Genomic DNA, 18,460 nt, shown 5'->3' with positions numbered 1-18,460 from the left:
CCAAATAAAACATATGATAATTAGTACGAATTGAATTGTCATTATTTAAAAAATATACAATGTCCTGGAGACAAATAGCTTAACATAAAGAAAGACGAGCCTTGCATGACAGCAAGCTCGTCTTTCTTCTTATTCGTCAAAGTTACGGCCATCATTGCGGAACCAAGGATAATCTGTTCCGAATGCTACTGCCATCTCTTTGGATCTTTTCAAGCGTTCTTTCCGATACGCAGCACGCTGCGGAGCACCATCATATAGCCACTTCTCTTCTGGGCTTTCTGGAAATACTTCCGGCACCTCAATTGGCTGTTTGTTATCATCGAGTGCAACCATGGTAACGAATGCTGTTGCTGATACTTTTCTGTCTCCTGTGCGCAAATCTTCTGTTACTGCTTTGACGAACACTTCCATGGAAGTGTTGCTCGTCCAGGTTACAAATGCCTCCACGCAAATGGTATCTCCTACTTTTACAGGAGCAAGAAAATCGACGCTATCGGTAGAAGCTGTTACAACAAGCTGTCTGGCATGACGGTAGGCAGCAATTGCAGCAACATCATCAATATGAGCCATCAGCGTTCCTCCGAACAAGGTACCGTGTGTATTTGTATCAGGAGGAAGTACATGGGATGTTTTCACTGTTAAAGACGCGATACATGGTTTTGATTTCACTTGATTTTCCTTCTTTCTGCCAGACTTCGGCTACAAGATCGGGGAGATCAAACGCGAGATAGATTCTTTAAATCGAATCCAATTTGATCTCTGCAGATATAGATTATGTGAAAGCTGTGTTGATAATAGGATATCCTCTTCAAATTTTTCTTTCAATACCCCTGCTGTATTTTGATCATATAAAAATGCATTTACTTCAAAATTCAGCCGGAAGCTGCGGACATCAATATTGGCTGTACCGACAGAAGCAATCTTGTCATCGACAACAATCGTCTTGGCATGCAGGAAGCCATTTTGGTAAATATAAACTTGCGCACCCGCTTTAATCAGCTCACCAACATTCGAATATGTTGCCCAATAAACGAATGGATGATCGGGCTTATTCGGAATCATTATCCGCACATCGACACCCGACAGTACCGCAACCTTCAGGGCGTCTGCCAAACTTTCATCCGGAATGAAATACGGCGTTTGGATATACACGTATTTTTTGGCTGAAAGAATCATCTTGATATAGCCATGTTTTATCTGTTCCCATTCCGAATCAGGTCCGCTGGAGACAATTTGCATCCCGACATTGCCAACTGGCTCTGACAGATAATAGCGATCTTCGTATTCAATATCATGCCGGGAAGCTTGGTTCCAATCCAAAATGAAGCGTGTCTGCATGGCTCGCACTGCTTCACCAGTGATCCGCAGATGTGTATCACGCCAGTAACCGAATTTCTGATCTTCACCTAAGTACTCATCGCCGATATTAAACCCGCCAATGTACCCTACCTGGCCATCAATAATCGCCAGCTTCCGGTGATTTCGATGATTGAGCTTCAAGTTAATTTTAGGAATGAAGGATGGAAAGAAGGCTTCAATTTCAACGCCAGCTTCTATCAGCTTGCGTACATAGCTCTTCTTAATACTTCTTGAACCCATATCATCGTACAGGAACCGTACTTTAACGCCTTCATGCGCTTTCCTTATAAGTACATCTGCCAGCCGTTCCCCTAGTTTGTCACTACGCACAATGTAATACAAGAGATGAATATGATTCTTCGCTTGTTCTAAATCTTGTAGAAGTGCATCGAATTTCTTGTTCCCATCCGTGAAGACTTCTACTTCATTGCCTTGGGTCAATATTGCATCATCATTACGCAGATGCATGTAGGCAAGGCCTTTGTACTCCTCAACAGCAGGTTGCCTATAAGAAAATGTATTTTCCTCAATAGCCCGCAATTGGGCTTGCACTTGCTTCTTAACACCAAGCCTCGATTTTGTATCCCAGGTGAATATTTTTCCTGAGAGTTTGCGGCCGAATAGTAGATAAACGATAAATCCCGCTACTGGTATAAAAACGAGCACAAGCAGCCAAGCCCATGTAACACTAGCATCCCGCCTTTCCAAGAAAACGATTGCCAATGCGAGGAGGATATTTATAATAGTTAATAATCCTAATAAATACGCAAATATATGCACATGTGCTACTCCCTTCATCTGTAGCATATTTCCAATTGCCCATACTAATATATAGTATCATAATTGTCATTGGCAACTTGTCAGAATCTTAAAAAGATGCAAAAGTATTGAAAAGCGTCAAAGCCAGCCGTACACTTAACTCATACAGAGATAGAAAGAGAGGGGCATGCCAACATGCAATCGCAATCATCTAAGTCCGGTGTCATTTATGCAGCACTTGCATATGTGATGTGGGGTGTACTGCCTTTGTTCTGGAATTTATTAGAGGAAGTCGATGCCGGCCATTTATTGGCACATCGTATCGTATGGTCCTTTGTTACAATGATTCTTATTGTTCTTGTTTTAGGAAAAATTCGTCCTTTCATCCAGCAAGTAAAGGACCTTTTCTTGAATAAGCGCGCGTTTTGGGGATTATTCGCAGCTTCTCTGACAGTGAGTGTCAATTGGCTCGTTTTCATCTGGGCCGTGAACGCAGGACATGTCTTGCAATCCAGCTTAGGTTATTATATTAACCCGCTGATCAGCATACTGCTGGCTATGATTTTTCTGAAAGAAAAAAGCACACGTCTACAGATTGCAAGTTTTATTCTGGCCGCGTTTGGAGTCATTTATCTAACCGTAAGCTACGGGGTATTCCCTTGGGTATCGTTACTGCTAGCAATCAGCTTTGCTGTTTATGGGCTGCTGAAGAAAGTAGTTACAATCCCACCGATGTTCGGGCTTACAATTGAAACCATGTTTGTTACACCGCTTGCCGTTCTTTATCTCCTATTCGCGCCAGTTGCAGAAGGCACCACCATGTCGACTGGTACAGCTGTTATTTTATTCTTGTCTGGTGCTGCCACCGCTACACCGCTTTTGCTCTTTGCACATGGCGCACGCCGGCTTACGTTAACGCAGATCGGCCTGCTCCAATATATAGCTCCAACACTAATGCTGCTCTTAGGTGTCACTTTATTCGGAGAAGCATTCACACATGCGCACCTGATTGCCTTTTCGTGTATTTGGGGAGCTTTGGTACTTTACACCATTTCCGGAATTCGGTTGAAACGCCTAACAGCCCGGCAGCTAAACGCAGCTGAATCGGCAAAATAAGCCACCTTTACTTACGAAAAGGTGGCAAAAAAAGCAATAATACAAATAATCCACATAAGATAGTAGCAAAGATATATAACGTCCCTTTAATCAGCTCTTCCTGAAACAGGAAGGAAAAGAAACTGGTGACAAGCAAAAGCAATGCCGTTACAGCAGCTGGGATGAATAAAACGAATGGATCCTTCGTGAAATGACGGAGCACACCAATGCTAATCAATGCGATTCCTGAAAAAGCTAACAGCAGTAAGGAAAAATCCATGCCTGCACCTCCTCTGTTCAGCTTATTCAGGAACTGCCCAAAAGGTTAAAAATTACCGGCATAAATTGCCGGTAATTTTAAAACTGCCGCTGTTCTTCTACCTCTTGATGCGCGTCATAGATAATTACTTTACTAGGCGCATTGTCCTTGGCCATACTTTCTGCTTCCAAAACTGCGTCATCTCTTGTGCTGTGATATTCTGTCGGTGCTACGTCTTCAATTTTCACATACCAGCCAGTGACATCTTTATTTGGAACTACACTGTATTCTTTCATCTTGCATCCTCCTCATCCTTTTGTCTTACTCGTTTTTTTCCCAACTGTATCTATCTTAAAACATACAGAACCATCTCTTCCCACTATCCAACCTTCTCGAAATCTAGTAAAATATAATTTTACATCAAATTTATAATGTATCTTTTCCGTATCCGCTAGTTTCAAGTTTCAACGTATAACAAGCCGGATACGAAACTATATTTTTTAGAACGAGGTTGATGATGCTTGCAAAAAAGAAAAGTTTATTTGATTATTGCATCGTTTCTGCTCGCCATCGTCATCGGAGCTGTGATTCTATTTGCTGTCTCCGATCAGAAAGCGACCGTCACTAACGCCCCATTAGAAGTTGTTCCAATTGAATATCCATCCCCTGAAGATACGGAAGATATTTTAGCTGAATCAGAGGATACCGATACTTCTTCTGAAATTAAAGATGCCTTTCAGCGTTTGTTTAAAGACACGATTGGACTCTTTATTAAGGAAGATCTTCATATCACAGCGATTGGTGATTCTTTGACACAGGGTGTGGGTGATAGGACTGATAAGGGCGGCTATGTCGGTATTCTTCAGCAGACTTTTGAACAGACAGAAGACCGCGTGAAAATCGACAACTTCGGTAAACGAGGCAATCGAACCGATCAGATGCTGAAGCGAATGGAGGATCCCGTCATCTCTGCTTCCATTGAAAATGCCGATGTCGTTCTAATTACAATCGGTGCTAATGATATTATGAAAGTAACGAAAGATCACTTCACTAACTTGGACTACGAGGATTATAGTGAGGCCATGCCAGCCTATGAAGAGCGGATGAAGGAAATCTTCCAAAAAATTGACACGCTAAATCCAGATGCTGAAATATATCTGATTGGATTTTATAATCCATTTGAAGAAAACTTCCCAGAACTCAAAGATCAGCTTGGTACAATTATCAAGGAGTATAACAGCATTGGAGAGCAGATTGCACTGGATGAAGACCAGCACTATATCGAAACAGCCGACTTATTCCAAAATGAAACAGCAACCTTGTTGTCTGATGACTACTTCCATCCGAACGAAATTGGGTATGGAAAAGTAGCTGAACGGGTATTGGAAAGTATGAAACCCGTGATACAGGAAGAAGAGGAAGACGTAGAATAGGCAGGTGACAGAAATGGAGAACAGAAATAACCAACCGCCCGAACAGAAGACGCGTAATTGGAAGAAATATTTCAAAGTATTAGCTATTGCTAATGGTATTATTTTGCTGCTGCTCTTGCTGCTCATTTTTCTGCCGGCTTTCAGTCCGGCGCCAGAGCCGCCAAAAGAAGCGCAATTCGACAGCTCTGATTCCTCAGAGTTTACAATCAGCTCCACAAAAGCAAATGTAAACGAATTGATCAATGCTTATATTGATAAAGAACTGAACGATAACTCCGATAACTATGCTGTTGTACTTGGAGATGATGCCGTAGAACTAAGCGGCGGCATTACAGCATTTGGTATCCGAATTCCACTAAAAATGACGCTAGAGCCTCATGTCCAGGAGAATGGGGACTTATTACTTGAGAACAAGGAAATTTCACTCGGCAGTCTTTCCTTACCTAATGACAAGGTTCTCAAGTACATTGACAAATACTACAATATGCCAGAATGGGTTTCGATCAATCCGGATGAAGAATCCATCTATGTAGCTGTCACGCAAATGGAATTACAAAACGATCTCCATGTGGAAGTAGAGCAATTTGACTTACCGAACGACAATCTCAGCTTTAAGCTGTATGTGCCGAATGACACGATTGGTTTATAAGCAAGATGCTGGGACTAACTTGAGTAGTCTATGGATGAAATGTGCGCTCTGACTGCCGCTCCGGCAGAATACTTCGCTTGCTGGATTTTTCTTAATTTGATGTATTGTTAACGCAACTATCGCAGTTCGATGCGGCAGTCTAATTCACATATAATCAGAAAAGAAACCGAGCAATTCTGTCTAATGCCAGACAGAATTGCTCGGTTTTTTAAAGGCTATTTTTTTGTACCCGCCTGTTAATCTCACTTAAGCATTCCATTTTCATGGACGTAAATGGCTGCTTGCGTGCGATCTTGTACTTCGAGTTTGCTTAGGATATTACTTACGTGCACTTTTACTGTTTTTAAAGCGATGAACAGTTCGGAGGCGATCTCTTGATTTGATTTTCCTTTTGCGATTAAATGAAGCACTTCCTGCTCACGGACTGTCAATGTCTCATGCAGTGCTGGTGCCTGATTCTTTCGCATTCGCTTCATAACTTTATTCGTCACTTCTGGTTCAAAGACAGCAGAACCGTTATATGTAGCTCTGATGGCTTTTGCAATCTCAGATGCTTTAGATGTTTTCAGCAGGTAGCTGGCTGCTCCTGCTTCCAAGGCTGGATATACTTTATCATCATCCAAGAAACTAGTCACAACGATCACTTTCGCCTCAGGCCAAGCACTGACAATTAGCCTAGTCGCCTCAATACCATCCATTTTATCCATAACTAAATCCATCAGAATAATATCCGGCCGCAAATCGAGCGCAAGTTTCACTGCGTCTTCCCCGTTATCAGCTTCTCCTATTACTTCAATATCTGCTTGGGTGGCCAGATATGCAGACACACCAATTCGGACCATTTCATGATCGTCTACAAAAAGTACTCTGATCATGCTTCTTCTTCCTCTCTGTCAAGCATTGGAACGCGTACCTCTAACCGTGTACCTTGTTTCGGTACACTGACCACCCGCAAATGGGCGCCGATTTCCGCGGCCCTCTCCTTCATATTTTGCAAACCGTATGCTCCTAGTTGTTCGGTGTCCATCTCAAATCCAATTCCATCGTCTGTGACGAGCAGAATGATGAAGCCATCGCGCTGAAGCAGCTTGATTGCCAAGCTTTCTGCTTTTGCATGACGAAGGGTGTTGGACACGGATTCTTGTACAATACGAAACAGTTGATCCTCAATGCCCTTTTCTACTGGAAATTCATCTAGCTCCCAGGTAATGGAGAGTGGTACTTTTGCCTGAAGATCAACAAGAAGCAGATCCATTCCTTCTTGCAGTGTTTTTCCTTTTAATGCCGCTGGTCTGAGATGGAGCAGCAGTGCCCGCATCTCAAGCTGTGATTGCTGCACCATTGACTCCAGCTGTTTTAGCGCAATAAGCATAGGTGCATTTTCTTCTTCTGATTCTGTGAGAGCAGAAATCAGCATGGACGCCGCAAATAACTCCTGGCTGACCGAGTCATGCAGTTCCCGCGCCAAACGATTTCTTTCTTCGGAAACGATTCGCTGCACCTCTTCCTCACGATCAATTACCCGTTCATTAGTCAGCTTTTGTGCTATCTTCGCTTGTTCATTCATATACAGCTGCAACCGCTCTAGCGCAGTCCACGTGTGCTGCAGTTCGGATATGCTAAAGCTGCGTTTCTTCATTGGCTGCTGTCCTTCACGGATACCTTCTAATTCTTGCGCGGCTTGATGCCAGCGCTTGCGCCAATACAGACCCGAAAGCAGACCAAGCAACGCACCAGAAAACAACACAAATATCGGCGCTGCAATTATAAAAGGTACCGTACTGTCATGTAAGGTTAAAACTACCCGCCAGTTATCAATGGGATAATTAAATATATACAGTACGACTAAACCCGCTAGCATCAAGACACTATACAGCATTCCAAAGGCGACGTGCCGTTTGACGATATTACTCATACGCGCACCACCTCCAGCTTGCCTGCAACTACACTCGTTACAATCTTGATTCGCTGGCTGGATTGCTGATAACCTTTTGTGCGCAGATGGATCACTTTATTCCAGCTGTTCTTCTCTCTATGATCAAAGATGGCGACGGAGCCATATACCACCGAATGATGCACATCCACCTCAATATCATACGGAACAACAATTCGGACATTTCCCAGCACTTTTCGTACCATCAGCACCGCTTCTTCCTTTGGCAGCACTGTATAATTTAAATCAATGTTCGTATCACCGAGGAAAGATTGAATGTTCGTATCCTTCCATTCGTACACATTGCTTCCAGCAGACTGTGCTCCAAACAAACTATTTTGAAACAGTGATTTTTGTTCGAATACTTGCTCCTCTGCCGATTCTGTCTGATCAAAGGATGGGTGATAAACTTGCGGCTCACCTGCTGTACTATCATGAATTCTAGAAAAGTAATAGATAATACCAGCAGTCAAAACAAGATAAAAAGCGAATGATTGCAATAAACTTAAAGCCACAACAGCTATCCCTATCCAAAGCAGTATCGGCCTCTTACCGGCGGAGAGCCTCCGTTTTCCTAGATAAATAATAAAGATGCCAATTCCAATGCCAATCAGTACACCTGTGCCGGAAATTAAAATTTCAGCCAGGAAAACGACTGCAGCAGTAATTAACAGCCAGCGAACCATATCACTTGGTTTCACCTTCAGGCACCCCTTTCATGCAGCAAGTGTAAACAAGGAAGGCACACAGCCACCTGTGTCCTTCCTAGATTACCATGTCTCCCCTATTTTAACTAGATTTCCTTTCCAGATCCGCAAGCTTTGCATCAAGCGTCTGTTTGCGATAGTCATCATTGACCTTTCGTTCGAGACGGTCGATATATCCTTCTAAATCATTGAACTTGCTGGAGACAAATTCGAATTCCGGCTTGTTCTTCAATACTTCATTCATACCGCGATGTGCTTTCGCAACATTTTCCCGCTCTGAAAACTCCATTTTCTTTACATAAAGGTCTTTCAGCTTATGCTTCATCTGAACATATTTTTTCTCTAGCTCTTGCAAGTCCGCGTTCGCTTTTTCCATCATCGCTTTGATTTTATCTGCTCGCTCTTGATATTGCATACGTTCGTCTTGTGCTTGCTCTGCAAGTTCTGCTTCTTCTTGTTCTGCAGCTAACTTTGCCTGACGTTCTCTTTTATCTGCCATTGCCTGTGCAGCATGATACTCCTTTGTGAAATCATGTTTTAGCTGGTACTGCTTCTCAATCAATTCACGGATTTTCTTTGCCTGCTGCTCACATTGGCGGATATACTGACTCAGCTGCACCGTCGGATTCTTTTCTTCCTTCTTATCCAAAATTTCATGAAAATCTGCTGCAACCGCCTGTTTGATTCGTGTAAAGATATTTTCCATGTGTACCTCTCCTTTTTGGGTTAAAATATGTCTCGGATAAGGGCCATCACTGGGATAAGCAAAGCCATTATCGGAATGACTGCCCAAATCCATGCGTTATCCTTCCAGCCTTGGTTCTGCTGTTTTTTTAATTCTTCAACTTCTAATTCCAACACCCGTACCCGTTGTTCCAAGTAATCGTCCACTATACTCCTCCTTGTGATTAGAGAGTGAAGTCAAACTTCTCTGCTTCCTTATCTTTTTTCCATGCTTTGTACATGTAATAAAGGGCAGCAAGCGCAGCCAAACCAATCAGCGCTGGCAGATTGGAAAGCGAGATACAAACCCCAATCCCAATCACGACACCCCAGCCAATCTTGGCACCAACAGAATCAGTCATAACGAACTTTCTCAATCCGTAATAACCAACAGCCACACTAATCGCTAAAACAAGCAGCGACCCAAGATTCGCCAACAGCACAGCCACCGCAACAACCGCACCAATAATCAACAACACCTTCTTCATCAACCAACAACTCCTTTCATACCCTTAGTCTACCTTTATCCTCAACACCCCATAACGACCTGGAGAGGTAAGTTAGATAAGACTTTGGTCTTACGAAAAGCGTAAAAGACCGGTTAGAAACGAAACGGTAAGTAAGGAAGCACGGAGTAAGGCGCCCTTTCCTTACGCAGGGATTCATTGCTTACAGCGCAGTTTCTGGTCTTTGGAGCTAGACACCACCGAAAAGCGGAAAAAGCCGTTCAGGAACGGAGAAGGAAGCGAGAAAGCCCGGAGGAAGGCGCCCTTCCCTTCCGCAGGGATTTATCACTTCCGGCGCAGTTCCTGGCTTTTGGAGCTAGACACCACCGAAAAGCGGAAAAAGCCGTTCAGGAACGGAGAAGGAAGCGAGAAAGCCCGGAGGAAGGCGCCCTTCCCTTCCGCAGGGATTTATCACTTCCGGCGCAGTTTCTGGCTTTTGAAGCTAGACATCACGAAAAGCGGAAGAAACCGGTCAGGAACGGAGAAGGAAGCGAGAAAGCCCGGAGGAAGGTTCCTTTCCTTCCGCAGGGATTTATCACTTCCGGCGCAGTTCCTGGCTTTTGGAGCTAGACACCACCGAAAAGCGGAAAAAGCCGTTCAGGAACGGAGAAGGAAGCGAGAAAGCCCGGAGGAAGGCGCCCTTCCCTTCCGCAGGGATTTATCACTTCCGGCGCAGTTCCTGGCTTTTGGAGCTAGACATCACCGAAAAGCGGAAGAAACCGTTCAGGAACGAAGCGGTAAGCGAGAAAGCCCAGTTTTTTGCACAAAAAAACATCCATTGCTTAAAAATAAACGAATGAATGTTTCGCACGAAAAACGACACTAAATATGAAATTTACGCTTCATCTTTTCTTTCCATTTATCTGGAACTGTATAAGATGCAATCAGCAAGACTGCTCCTGCAATAATGGCTAGGATTACATCTCCGGCAGATTGAATAAATACAGCTTCTGCATTCAAATATATCCGTAATATAAACTCTATTCCTATACAAAGAATGAGCAAGGAAAAAATAATATAACCACTTTGGCGCAGCCAGCTTACATTTACTCTGTAAATAGCTATATTTGCTAAAAACAAGAGTACAGTCAGCACCACTATGGGGATGGCTATTTCGACGGACCAGCCCGCATATCCATAGATACCATCGAATCCGATAAGCCCTATGCTAGCTGCAGCAATCAAGACTGTAAGTTTGTTCCGCATTCGCTTTACATAGCCGAAGAATACATGGAGATAACACCAACTCATCAATACAGATAAACTGCTGTATAAAGACCACGTTAACTCGCCGTTCAAAGAAAGGTCAACAATTGTTGGGACTAGAAATCCGAGGATCATTAGTATACAGAGCACACGATATACACTGCGTATAAAGAAATGCAGCAAATTCTCATACAAACTGTAATAAGTAGGAAAACCATTTGCATCTGACAGTTCTTCATCACTGAGCACTTTTGGTATATATGTATAACATAGCGGACAAGGTATCTGATCCTTTTCAACACTTACGCCGCATTTTGGACAGTAGGCCATTAATATGCACTCCTGTTCGTCTCTATTTTCACATGAATGCCTTCTTTTACTAATTTTCGGAAGAACATTCTTTCTACAAGGCTGTCATTTGATAGACTGCCAAATGTAATATACATGTTCGCTTTGTGACTGATTAATCCTACTTTAACCTTATTTCCGATACTAGGTGGCGGGTAGAATTCAAATCGCTCAATGTGCTCCTCTATTTTTTGCTCAAGCGCTATGAGACCTAAATTGGAAATAGAACTTGTATAATAATTTTCTCCAAATCTGGCATGCACCATTGGTGAAATCCAGTCTTTCACAAATAAAGGCAGGGAACGAAGCAGCAGATTACGTTCTCCTCTTACACTGCGAGCAATTAACGTTTTTAATTGTTTTTCATTTACATATCTTTTTAGATCGATACTAATTGCTCCTATTATATCTTGAAAGCTGTACGTACCTAATCGAGGATCAATCGTGATTGGCACACTAACAAAGAAATTTTGCAGCGTGGCACTGTTAAAGAAACTGCGCAAATTAACAGGAACATTGATTGAGATCGGTCTCTTCTTTTCAGAATTCATCCGTTGAATTTCGATTAAAGTTTCCGCATATAAAGCGAGCAAGTAAGTTGTAATAGATGTCTGATGCTGTTTCGCAAGGTCCTTAATTGCTTGTGTTTTTACATTTCCGGTTGTTACATGATACACGCCTCGTTTGTCCAGGCGGATAGGTATCTTATACGCTTTGTCTAACGTTTCCTGATAACTTGGTACAACTTTCTCGTAATGCTGGAAAAAAGCATTATCAAAATTGTAGTCTTTCTTGTCTTTTTTTACAGACGCAGCTACCAGCCCTTCTTTTCTCAGATAATTTTTGACAAGAAGCTTTAAAAATTCAATTCCGCCAGTGCCGTCTGTCAGCATATGAGATAGTTCCAACGAAATCTTTTTATTGTAATAGAGCACCCTGTACGGAAATGTATTTCGACCTCTAAAAAATAGATTCGAACAAGGGTAATAATATTCTTTTGTCACAACAGGAATAGATTTTGTCTTTTCAAAGTAGTACCAAAACACACCTCTTTTTACAACGACTTTGAATGAAGCAACTTCATCTAACGTTTCTTCCAATGCTTCTTGAAGCAATTCTCCATTAATACTTATATACAGATTGACTGAAAGACGAAAAACGGTAGATACTCTGGATGTAACAGTTGATGCATACAGTTTCCCAGCACTATCTAGTTTGTACCAATCTGTTTTCATACACGAATCATCCTTTGATACTTGCTATTTTTATATCTGCTAAGCTTATGTTTGCCGGTTTCTACTTACAGAGCAGCTTTATGTATCCTATACCCTATACGATTTATAACCGTTGTAAGGGCTGATAAACACGCTTCTATATCATTGTTGTTAAATTGTACTACAATGCATCCTATTTACGGTAACATATGTACAGTTTAACCAAAGAATTTCTTCGTCTCTCCCAAGAGAAGAACAAAACAAAAAAATTAGCACCTTGTGTTCTGGTGCTAATGCTGTTCTATCTAAAATTTAAGCGGTCTAAGTTGTCTATGTATTCTTTACGGATAATTAACAGATTCACTTTTTTTAGCTGCGTTGATTTTTTCTAAAGATACGTTCACCCAAAGCAAATAACAACAGAATAAGCGAGATAAGCAAGATGCCTGCCCCAACTGTTGCTATCACTATTTCCAAAATACGCAATTCTGCAGATTGGAAGATATGCACAATGGCCGAGCTTCCGGACGGGATAAGCAGAAGAACTCCGGTAACAAGACCTGGTGAATATCTTCTTTCGACAGCGGTCGCAACAGCATGAGGCATAATCACATTTACTAGTACCGCACCTATCAAACCAGTCTGAAGATATTGCATCCACAAACTCGCCGGCCAAAGGAGGTACAGTATTCCAGTCATATAGGCTGTTAGCGTTACGATTGTTACAGCGAAAAGAAACACATTAGTCTCCACTGTCTTCTGAAACTTGCTTTCCTTAGACCAAGCAGGCAAATACAAAGCTTCTTCTACATTATGTAAGGTAAAAGCGATAAGAAAGAACCCGATTTCCATTATAACCAACCTCCTCTACCTCAATAATATAATACATCTTAACTTACATTTCCTGTATATCTGTTAGGAAATGCATTTTAAGTGAAATTCAGCAGTTGCTAGACATAAATTTCCCATAGTCCTTTAAATCAACTTGCATGTAATGTCAGTATCTTTATGAATGCAAAAAGAGCAGGATTCCCATGATCTCCTGCTCTCTCTTATAAAGCATATTCTGTTAGCGTCAGCTAGTTACTTTCTGTATATCTGTCAGTATCATTTGGCTTTTCGGCATGGTCGGCATAGAGGTATGGCTGTAGCTTAAATCTTGATTTGGGACTGTATACTGCAAACGATTCACGAGAAAGTTAACGCTCACTTCCATTACTTGAACTGTCACCCATTCTCCTGCACATCTGTGTCCCATATGAAAATCACCGCCCCCTTGGGGGATAAAGTCAAATGGACTCGCATCCCAGTTCAGAAATCGGTCTGGGCGGAACAGGTCTGGCTGCTCCCAAAGATGTGGGTCATGGTTATTGCCATACAGGTCTAGCAGTGTCAAGGTGCCTTTTTCAAAATGATAGCCCTCCCACTCAAAGTCCTGCTTCACTTTTGCCATCGTAGCTGGGAAAAATGGATAAAAGCGGCGGACTTCCTGAACGAAGCGCTGGATACTGCCATCTCCTGTTTTCAGTTTGCTTTTTTCTTCTGGAAATTGATGCAAAGCCAGGGCTGAGAAAACAATAAAGATACTAATGGCAACGATTGGACGGATAATATTCAGCACTTCTACAGCGGCCACTTTTTCGGGAAGAAGTTCTCCATCTATGTCGCGATGCCAAGAGAAGACGTACAATGCACCTTCACGGATTGGATGCAACTCACCATTTCTGACTTTCTGAACGAGTTCTGTAACCCATTGATCTGCTCCAGAGCGGGAAGTTCGGCCTTGCCAGTAGTCTGGACCGAGTGCAGCTGGCGATTCAAACAGATGACGCATTTGCTCCGTACGTTTCTCTTCATCATCCAGCGGCACACCTGCCCATGCACAAGCTGCTTTCATTAGAATCCTCTGCGATGCTTCGTAGAGCTTTATCTGATCTGCTTGTTCCCATTGTTCACTTGCCTTCTCCCATTCTCTTTCAATCAGCATGTCCAGTCTTTGCAGCTGCGTTTTTGTCATAATCGACATGAACATAGCTTTACGGTTTCGGTGCTGTTCACCATCCACGGTCTGGACACCGCCTTCGCCAAAGAGTGTTTTGACAAGACGGTTTGGCGCAGCGCCAGCGCGAATGAATTTATCGGGATCATAAAACAGCTCTGCCCCTTTTTCTCCACCTAAGCAAATTGCCTTTTTACCAAGCAGTGTTGTTTCAAATATATTAGATTGAAAGCTTTTTCTGCGATGCAAAATAAATTCATAGCCTTCCCGGAGAAATGCCAGACTGTGATCCAGCCCTTCTTCCTTCGGCATGGAAGTTTCACTCATATGACCTCTTCCTTCCTTTTTTTACTAATCTCTTCCCTTACGAAGAAGAATGAAAACAAACGTACCTTGCTTATTTTGCTAAACAAGGTGCTTCCTATGTATTAGAAGGCAACATAGAATGGATGTGATGCTTCATTTAAGCAATGCTCAATTCGTTTCAAATAATTTCCCCATGTGACCATCTCTCGGACCTGCTCAATAGGAAAATACCCAACTTCCAAACTTTCTTCTGAAGGTGTACAAACACCCGCAATTGGTTTACCGAGGAAAAGCGTATTACAGATACTCATCTCTGTATTTTGGTAGATCCCACAGAACTTGGTCACTTTAATTTCGATGCCGCTTTCTTCTTTTACTTCCCGAACAGCTGCATCATCCGCTAGTCTTCATTATCTGTTTCCTGCTGGGAAACAGCAGTTGGTATATAGGTACATTACTGCTAGTCGGTATGAAACGTATACGTAGATTCGTTGTTCGATTTCAAGCTTACTTGGATGTTGTGTTTGGATTTGTCTTTCTTTGCTACGGCGGTAAAATCATTTGGGAGGACGCGATACAGAAGCTTTCTTTCCAATTAGAAACAGTGTGTTTACACTAAAAAGGGAGCGGGACAAAACAAGATTAATTCATCCTAAAAGCGAACGATAACTAGATCCGTACTTTTTAATGCAGCTCTCTGACGGCTGCTACTTTCCAACTTTAGCTGTTATCGTCGGACAAGAATGGCTTTTGAAGTAGACACCGACAAGAAAATCGCTATCTTTTTCGAGGAGTCTACGTATTCTACCCTACACGAGTGAAGGTTTCCCATCACACAAATCAGCGTAGGAAATACACGGAGACTCCCGCGGGAAAAAGGCCTAGGTGAGGCCCCGCAGTGCGTTAGCACGAGGAGACTCACCAGCCGCCCGCAGGAAAGCGGAGTGTATTTCCGAAGCGATGCTCTCATCTTCGTTTCCAATGCAAAAAATCCAAACAATACTGCTTTTAATTGCAGTATTGTTTGGATTTTTATATAGCTTAAACAGTTATGTCCCAGCCTCTTTCTCGTTTACTTTTTCTTCAGTTTCGCTAGCGCATCTGCTAAAGCAGTATTAGCAAAGCCATCATCTTCATTATTTTTCTTCAGATACTTTTGTACATCACGCTTGCTTACTTTATTGTTCTTCTCTTTCTTGCGGCGCTCGTTAAATGTACTTAGCTTTTCACGATGTCCGCACTTACAGAAGAACATCTGGCCTTCTCCCTCACCGCGCAATTCCAAACGCTTATGACAGTTTGGACAGCGGGCATTGGTTGTTTTAGCAATATTCTTCTTATGTCCGCATTCCCGGTCCTGGCAGACGAGCATACGACCGCGTTTACCATTCACTTCAAGCATCAGTTTGCCGCAATCCGGACAGTTTGTGCCCGTTATATTATCGTGTTTATATTTGTGCTCACTGTTCTTGATTTCGTTCACAACTTTTTTAGCATATTGCTTCATTTCAGAAATGTACTGCTGCTGCTTCAGCTTTCCTTCTGCAATTGCACTTAGCTTCATTTCCCACTCCGCTGTCAGTGCAGGAGACTTCAATTCTTCCGGAACAAGCTCCAGCAGCTGTCTTCCTTTAGAAGTCATCTTCAAATACTTGCCTTGCTTCTCGATATAGAAGGTGTTGAACAACTTATCAATAATATCAGCACGTGTTGCTACGGTACCAAGACCGCCTGTCTGTCCGATTGTTTTAATAAGGTCCTTATTCTCGCCAGCCATAAAACGGACTGGGTTCTCCATTGCATGCAGCAATGTACCTTCTGTAAATCGCTCCGGCGGTTTCGTTTCGCCTGTTGTCATTCGATACGAAAGCGTCCATTCCTCGCCTTTTTCCACATTAGGCAAGGTTTGGTCATCGTCTGATTCTTCGTCATCGTATCGGTTGGCATACACTTCTTTCCAACCCTGTTTCTTCACGATTTTTCCTTTAGCAGTGAAATTTTCGCCAGCAGCTTCTACTGTTAACGTTGTCTGTTCATACTCAAATGCTGGGAATAGCACCGCAAAGAAGCGCTTGATAACCAAGTCATAAATTTTACGTTCTTTATCAGAAAGGTCCGCGCCATATGCGTTTTGATCTGTTGGAATGATGGCATGGTGATCGGACACCTTGTTGTCATCCACAAATGCTTTTGTTGCTTTGATAGGCGCGTTCGCAATTTTCGTAGCAATACGTCCATAGCTGCCTACACCTGCTGCTTTCACACGATCCTTCAACGTTGGCACAATATCAGATGACAAATAACGAGAATCTGTCCGCGGATATGTTAATAGCTTATGCCGTTCGTATAAATGCTGCATGATGTTCAGCGTTTCTTTACCACCGAAACCAAACAATCGGTTGGCATCACGCTGCAGTTCCGTTAAGTCATACAACTGCGGTGCATAGCTTTTCTTAAGCTTTTTCTCCACATTGGTGACTTTCCCTTTTGCCTGCTTCAGTTTTTGCAGCACTTGTTCCGCTTTGTCTTTAGCGAAAGTACGTGTGCTGTTATGTTTTTGATCCTTCCACACGAGGCGCAAGCCTTTTTGTGTCTTTGCTTCGATACCGTAGAAGGCTTCTGGTTTAAAGTTTTTGATTTCTTCTTCGCGATGATGAACCATCGCCAGTGTTGGCGTCTGCACGCGTCCGCTGGACAGCTGCGCATTAAATTTCGTTGTTAACGCGCGTGTTGCATTCAGCCCGACATACCAGTCTGCTTCCGACCTAGCTACAGCAGATTTATATAGATTCTCAAACTCTTTGCCGCTTCTCAGGTTCTTAAAGCCATCTTTAATGGCCTTATCTGTTACCGAGGAAATCCACAAACGTTTTACCGGCTTGTTTACACGAGCTTTTTCTAAAATCCAACGTGCAACAAGCTCCCCTTCACGACCAGCATCTGTTGCGATAACAATATCGCTCACATCACTTCGGTTCAGCTGCGTTTTCACCGTGCTGAATTGTCTGCCAGTCTGCTTGATTACGACAAGCTTCAGCTTCTCAGGCAGCATTGGCAGATCTTCTATTTTCCACGTTTTATATTTATCGTCATATGTCTCTGGATCCGCTAGTGTCACCAAATGACCAAGCGCCCACGTCACAATATAATCTTTTCCTTCCATATAGCTGTTCGTCTTCTTCGTACATCCAAGAACACGCGCTATATCGCGGCCGACAGAAGGTTTCTCTGCCAGTACAACCGTTTTACCCATGAAAACATCCTTTCTCGAATCACACTCCCTATATTTTAGCACATGGCAGCTTGAAGCGGGAGTTAACGACTTCAAGGTAGAAGTCGGTTCTATGTTTTAATCACTAGTATCTTCACGTAAACAATGGTGATTTATAACGGTATGGAATAGGAAGTAAAGGCGCTAAGTTGAACTATTGGAAACCTGCTCCTTTTCCCATTCCATATGATCTACTTTCCACTTGCCTTCTTCCAAAACCATGCTAAGTTTTAGAAACCGCATCGATTCACTGATTTCGTCTCCCGTATCAATGACATTCCGAAAAGCTGCAAACAACTGCTGTTTGTCCTTGCTTGATGAACCGTAATAGATTTCTAAATCTTTGACGTCTGACTTATTCACTCCATCGTGTCCCTCCACAGGTAGCTTTTTGTTTGGATTATCAGACAAAGCCAGCTGATCTGCCACATTCTTTGTAACACGTTCGACTATCCTGTTTTTTTCTTGAATTCCTTCATAATCTAAGTAACTCCAAATAAATTGGACAGCTGTATCAAAAGCAGGCTCATGGACCTCCACCGGCTCTTGTGTAAAACGAATCAGATTTTCCAGTTGAAATTCCACCGCTTCAAGTTCTTGCTTAGAATGGATGTTATCCATGATAAGATAGACAAGCAACATGACAACTGCAAAAGCGAGCGCTATCGATGCTTTTCTCACTCTATCCCCCCT

Annotated in this window: 20 protein-coding genes and 1 pseudogene; 4 read left to right on the top strand and 17 right to left on the bottom strand. The window is 42.6% G+C overall.

What is annotated here, in order from left to right:
* Positions 1–129: 129 nt before the first annotated feature.
* Together B1K52_RS07810 and cls are read right to left on the bottom strand one after the other, a co-directional pair.
* Positions 130–669 (bottom strand): acyl-CoA thioesterase, encoded by a 540-nt coding sequence (locus B1K52_RS07810; protein ID WP_077306999.1) that lies wholly within the window; start codon positions 667–669, stop codon positions 130–132.
* Positions 670–699: 30 nt separating this feature from the next.
* Positions 700–2,139 (bottom strand): cardiolipin synthase, encoded by a 1,440-nt coding sequence (gene cls, locus B1K52_RS07805; RefSeq protein ID WP_077306997.1) that lies wholly within the window; start codon positions 2,137–2,139, stop codon positions 700–702.
* Positions 2,140–2,313: 174 nt separating this feature from the next.
* Between cls and rarD the strand changes: the two genes are divergently transcribed.
* On the top strand, positions 2,314–3,234 hold the full coding sequence (gene rarD / locus B1K52_RS07800; protein WP_077306994.1) for an EamA family transporter RarD: 921 nt from the start codon (positions 2,314–2,316) through the stop codon (positions 3,232–3,234).
* 7 nt (positions 3,235–3,241) lie between these two features.
* Here the strand turns inward: rarD and B1K52_RS07795 are convergent, their stop codons facing one another.
* A complete protein-coding gene (locus B1K52_RS07795; protein ID WP_077306992.1) occupies positions 3,242–3,493 on the bottom strand; it encodes a hypothetical protein in 252 nt (83 codons plus the stop codon).
* 77 nt (positions 3,494–3,570) lie between these two features.
* Positions 3,571–3,768: a DUF2188 domain-containing protein gene (locus B1K52_RS07790; RefSeq protein ID WP_077306990.1), complete on the bottom strand. Its 198-nt coding sequence runs from the start codon at positions 3,766–3,768 to the stop codon at positions 3,571–3,573.
* 225 nt (positions 3,769–3,993) lie between these two features.
* On the opposite strand from B1K52_RS07790, the gene B1K52_RS07785 reads away from it, so the two are divergent.
* Together B1K52_RS07785 and B1K52_RS07780 are read left to right on the top strand one after the other, a co-directional pair.
* On the top strand, positions 3,994–4,905 hold the full coding sequence (locus B1K52_RS07785; RefSeq protein WP_077306988.1) for a DUF459 domain-containing protein: 912 nt from the start codon (positions 3,994–3,996) through the stop codon (positions 4,903–4,905).
* Between the two features lie 13 nt (positions 4,906–4,918).
* Positions 4,919–5,554: a YpmS family protein gene (locus B1K52_RS07780; protein WP_077306986.1), complete on the top strand. Its 636-nt coding sequence runs from the start codon at positions 4,919–4,921 to the stop codon at positions 5,552–5,554.
* A gap of 242 nt (positions 5,555–5,796) precedes the next feature.
* On the opposite strand, the gene B1K52_RS07775 is transcribed toward B1K52_RS07780, so the two are convergent.
* From B1K52_RS07775 to B1K52_RS07755, 6 genes are all read right to left on the bottom strand, one after another.
* On the bottom strand, positions 5,797–6,429 hold the full coding sequence (locus tag B1K52_RS07775) for a response regulator (protein WP_077306984.1): 633 nt from the start codon (positions 6,427–6,429) through the stop codon (positions 5,797–5,799).
* Positions 6,426–7,469, bottom strand: a complete 1,044-nt coding sequence (locus B1K52_RS07770; RefSeq protein WP_077306982.1) for a sensor histidine kinase — start codon at positions 7,467–7,469, stop codon at positions 6,426–6,428. The genes B1K52_RS07775 and B1K52_RS07770 overlap by 4 nt, the downstream gene beginning before the upstream one ends.
* On the bottom strand, positions 7,466–8,188 hold the full coding sequence (liaF, locus tag B1K52_RS07765; protein ID WP_077306980.1) for a cell wall-active antibiotics response protein LiaF: 723 nt from the start codon (positions 8,186–8,188) through the stop codon (positions 7,466–7,468). The genes B1K52_RS07770 and liaF overlap by 4 nt, the downstream gene beginning before the upstream one ends.
* A gap of 88 nt (positions 8,189–8,276) precedes the next feature.
* Complete coding sequence (locus B1K52_RS07760) at positions 8,277–8,900, bottom strand: PspA/IM30 family protein (RefSeq protein WP_077306978.1); 624 nt, start codon at positions 8,898–8,900, stop codon at positions 8,277–8,279.
* A gap of 20 nt (positions 8,901–8,920) precedes the next feature.
* Positions 8,921–9,085: a hypothetical protein gene (locus B1K52_RS17910; RefSeq protein ID WP_179106494.1), complete on the bottom strand. Its 165-nt coding sequence runs from the start codon at positions 9,083–9,085 to the stop codon at positions 8,921–8,923.
* A 17-nt stretch (positions 9,086–9,102) separates the two neighbouring features.
* Positions 9,103–9,405, bottom strand: a complete 303-nt coding sequence (locus B1K52_RS07755) for a lmo0954 family membrane protein (RefSeq protein ID WP_077306976.1) — start codon at positions 9,403–9,405, stop codon at positions 9,103–9,105.
* Positions 9,406–9,607: 202 nt separating this feature from the next.
* Between B1K52_RS07755 and B1K52_RS07750 the strand changes: the two genes are divergently transcribed.
* Positions 9,608–10,249 (top strand): hypothetical protein, encoded by a 642-nt coding sequence (locus B1K52_RS07750; RefSeq protein WP_077306974.1) that lies wholly within the window; start codon positions 9,608–9,610, stop codon positions 10,247–10,249.
* Here the strand turns inward: B1K52_RS07750 and B1K52_RS07745 are convergent.
* The 7 genes and pseudogenes from B1K52_RS07745 to B1K52_RS07720 all read right to left on the bottom strand — a co-directional run bounded on the left by B1K52_RS07745 (position 10,246) and on the right by B1K52_RS07720 (position 18,448).
* Complete coding sequence (locus B1K52_RS07745; protein ID WP_077306972.1) at positions 10,246–10,959, bottom strand: DUF6320 domain-containing protein; 714 nt, start codon at positions 10,957–10,959, stop codon at positions 10,246–10,248. The two genes, B1K52_RS07750 and B1K52_RS07745, sit on opposite strands and share 4 nt — an antisense overlap.
* Positions 10,959–12,212 (bottom strand): alcohol acetyltransferase, encoded by a 1,254-nt coding sequence (locus B1K52_RS07740; protein ID WP_077306970.1) that lies wholly within the window; start codon positions 12,210–12,212, stop codon positions 10,959–10,961. The genes B1K52_RS07745 and B1K52_RS07740 overlap by 1 nt, the downstream gene beginning before the upstream one ends.
* 348 nt (positions 12,213–12,560) lie before the next feature.
* The gene (locus B1K52_RS07735; RefSeq protein ID WP_077306968.1) at positions 12,561–13,043 is read right to left on the bottom strand and encodes an HXXEE domain-containing protein; all 483 of its coding nucleotides are present in this window, start codon (positions 13,041–13,043) and stop codon (positions 12,561–12,563) included.
* A gap of 223 nt (positions 13,044–13,266) precedes the next feature.
* Entirely contained in the window at positions 13,267–14,517 is a 1,251-nt protein-coding gene (locus tag B1K52_RS07730) for a CYP152 family fatty-acid peroxygenase CypC (protein WP_077306966.1), read from the bottom strand.
* A 101-nt stretch (positions 14,518–14,618) separates the two neighbouring features.
* Positions 14,619–14,891 (bottom strand): annotated as a pseudogene (locus tag B1K52_RS17905) (NUDIX hydrolase); the annotation flags it as partial.
* Between the two features lie 677 nt (positions 14,892–15,568).
* Positions 15,569–17,749, bottom strand: coding sequence for a DNA topoisomerase III (locus tag B1K52_RS07725; RefSeq protein ID WP_077306964.1), 2,181 nt, complete (start codon positions 17,747–17,749; stop codon positions 15,569–15,571).
* A gap of 162 nt (positions 17,750–17,911) precedes the next feature.
* Positions 17,912–18,448: a hypothetical protein gene (locus tag B1K52_RS07720; RefSeq protein ID WP_077306962.1), complete on the bottom strand. Its 537-nt coding sequence runs from the start codon at positions 18,446–18,448 to the stop codon at positions 17,912–17,914.
* Between the last annotated feature and the right edge of the window lie 12 nt (positions 18,449–18,460).

Origin of the sequence: Terribacillus halophilus (assembly GCF_900162685.1) — a bacterium.
Classification (GTDB): domain Bacteria; phylum Bacillota; class Bacilli; order Bacillales; family Amphibacillaceae; genus Terribacillus; species Terribacillus halophilus_A.
This window is presented reverse-complemented; position numbering and strand designations above follow the sequence as displayed.

What these genes read in the sequence shown, in the direction of transcription:
- B1K52_RS07740 (WP_077306970.1), bottom strand. Translation starts at nt 12,212, where the DNA reads ATGAAAACAGATTGGTACAAACTAGATAGTGCTGGGAAACTGTATGCA.
- B1K52_RS07770 (WP_077306982.1), bottom strand. Translation starts at nt 7,469, where the DNA reads ATGAGTAATATCGTCAAACGGCACGTCGCCTTTGGAATGCTGTATAGT.
- B1K52_RS07780 (WP_077306986.1), top strand. Translation starts at nt 4,919, where the DNA reads ATGGAGAACAGAAATAACCAACCGCCCGAACAGAAGACGCGTAATTGG.
- B1K52_RS07745 (WP_077306972.1), bottom strand. Translation starts at nt 10,959, where the DNA reads ATGGCCTACTGTCCAAAATGCGGCGTAAGTGTTGAAAAGGATCAGATA.
- B1K52_RS07760 (WP_077306978.1), bottom strand. Translation starts at nt 8,900, where the DNA reads ATGGAAAATATCTTTACACGAATCAAACAGGCGGTTGCAGCAGATTTT.
- B1K52_RS07725 (WP_077306964.1), bottom strand. Translation starts at nt 17,749, where the DNA reads ATGGGTAAAACGGTTGTACTGGCAGAGAAACCTTCTGTCGGCCGCGAT.
- B1K52_RS07790 (WP_077306990.1), bottom strand. Translation starts at nt 3,768, where the DNA reads ATGAAAGAATACAGTGTAGTTCCAAATAAAGATGTCACTGGCTGGTAT.
- rarD (WP_077306994.1), top strand. Translation starts at nt 2,314, where the DNA reads ATGCAATCGCAATCATCTAAGTCCGGTGTCATTTATGCAGCACTTGCA.
- B1K52_RS07795 (WP_077306992.1), bottom strand. Translation starts at nt 3,493, where the DNA reads ATGGATTTTTCCTTACTGCTGTTAGCTTTTTCAGGAATCGCATTGATT.
- B1K52_RS07735 (WP_077306968.1), bottom strand. Translation starts at nt 13,043, where the DNA reads ATGGAAATCGGGTTCTTTCTTATCGCTTTTACCTTACATAATGTAGAA.
- B1K52_RS07730 (WP_077306966.1), bottom strand. Translation starts at nt 14,517, where the DNA reads ATGAGTGAAACTTCCATGCCGAAGGAAGAAGGGCTGGATCACAGTCTG.
- B1K52_RS07755 (WP_077306976.1), bottom strand. Translation starts at nt 9,405, where the DNA reads ATGAAGAAGGTGTTGTTGATTATTGGTGCGGTTGTTGCGGTGGCTGTG.
- B1K52_RS07775 (WP_077306984.1), bottom strand. Translation starts at nt 6,429, where the DNA reads ATGATCAGAGTACTTTTTGTAGACGATCATGAAATGGTCCGAATTGGT.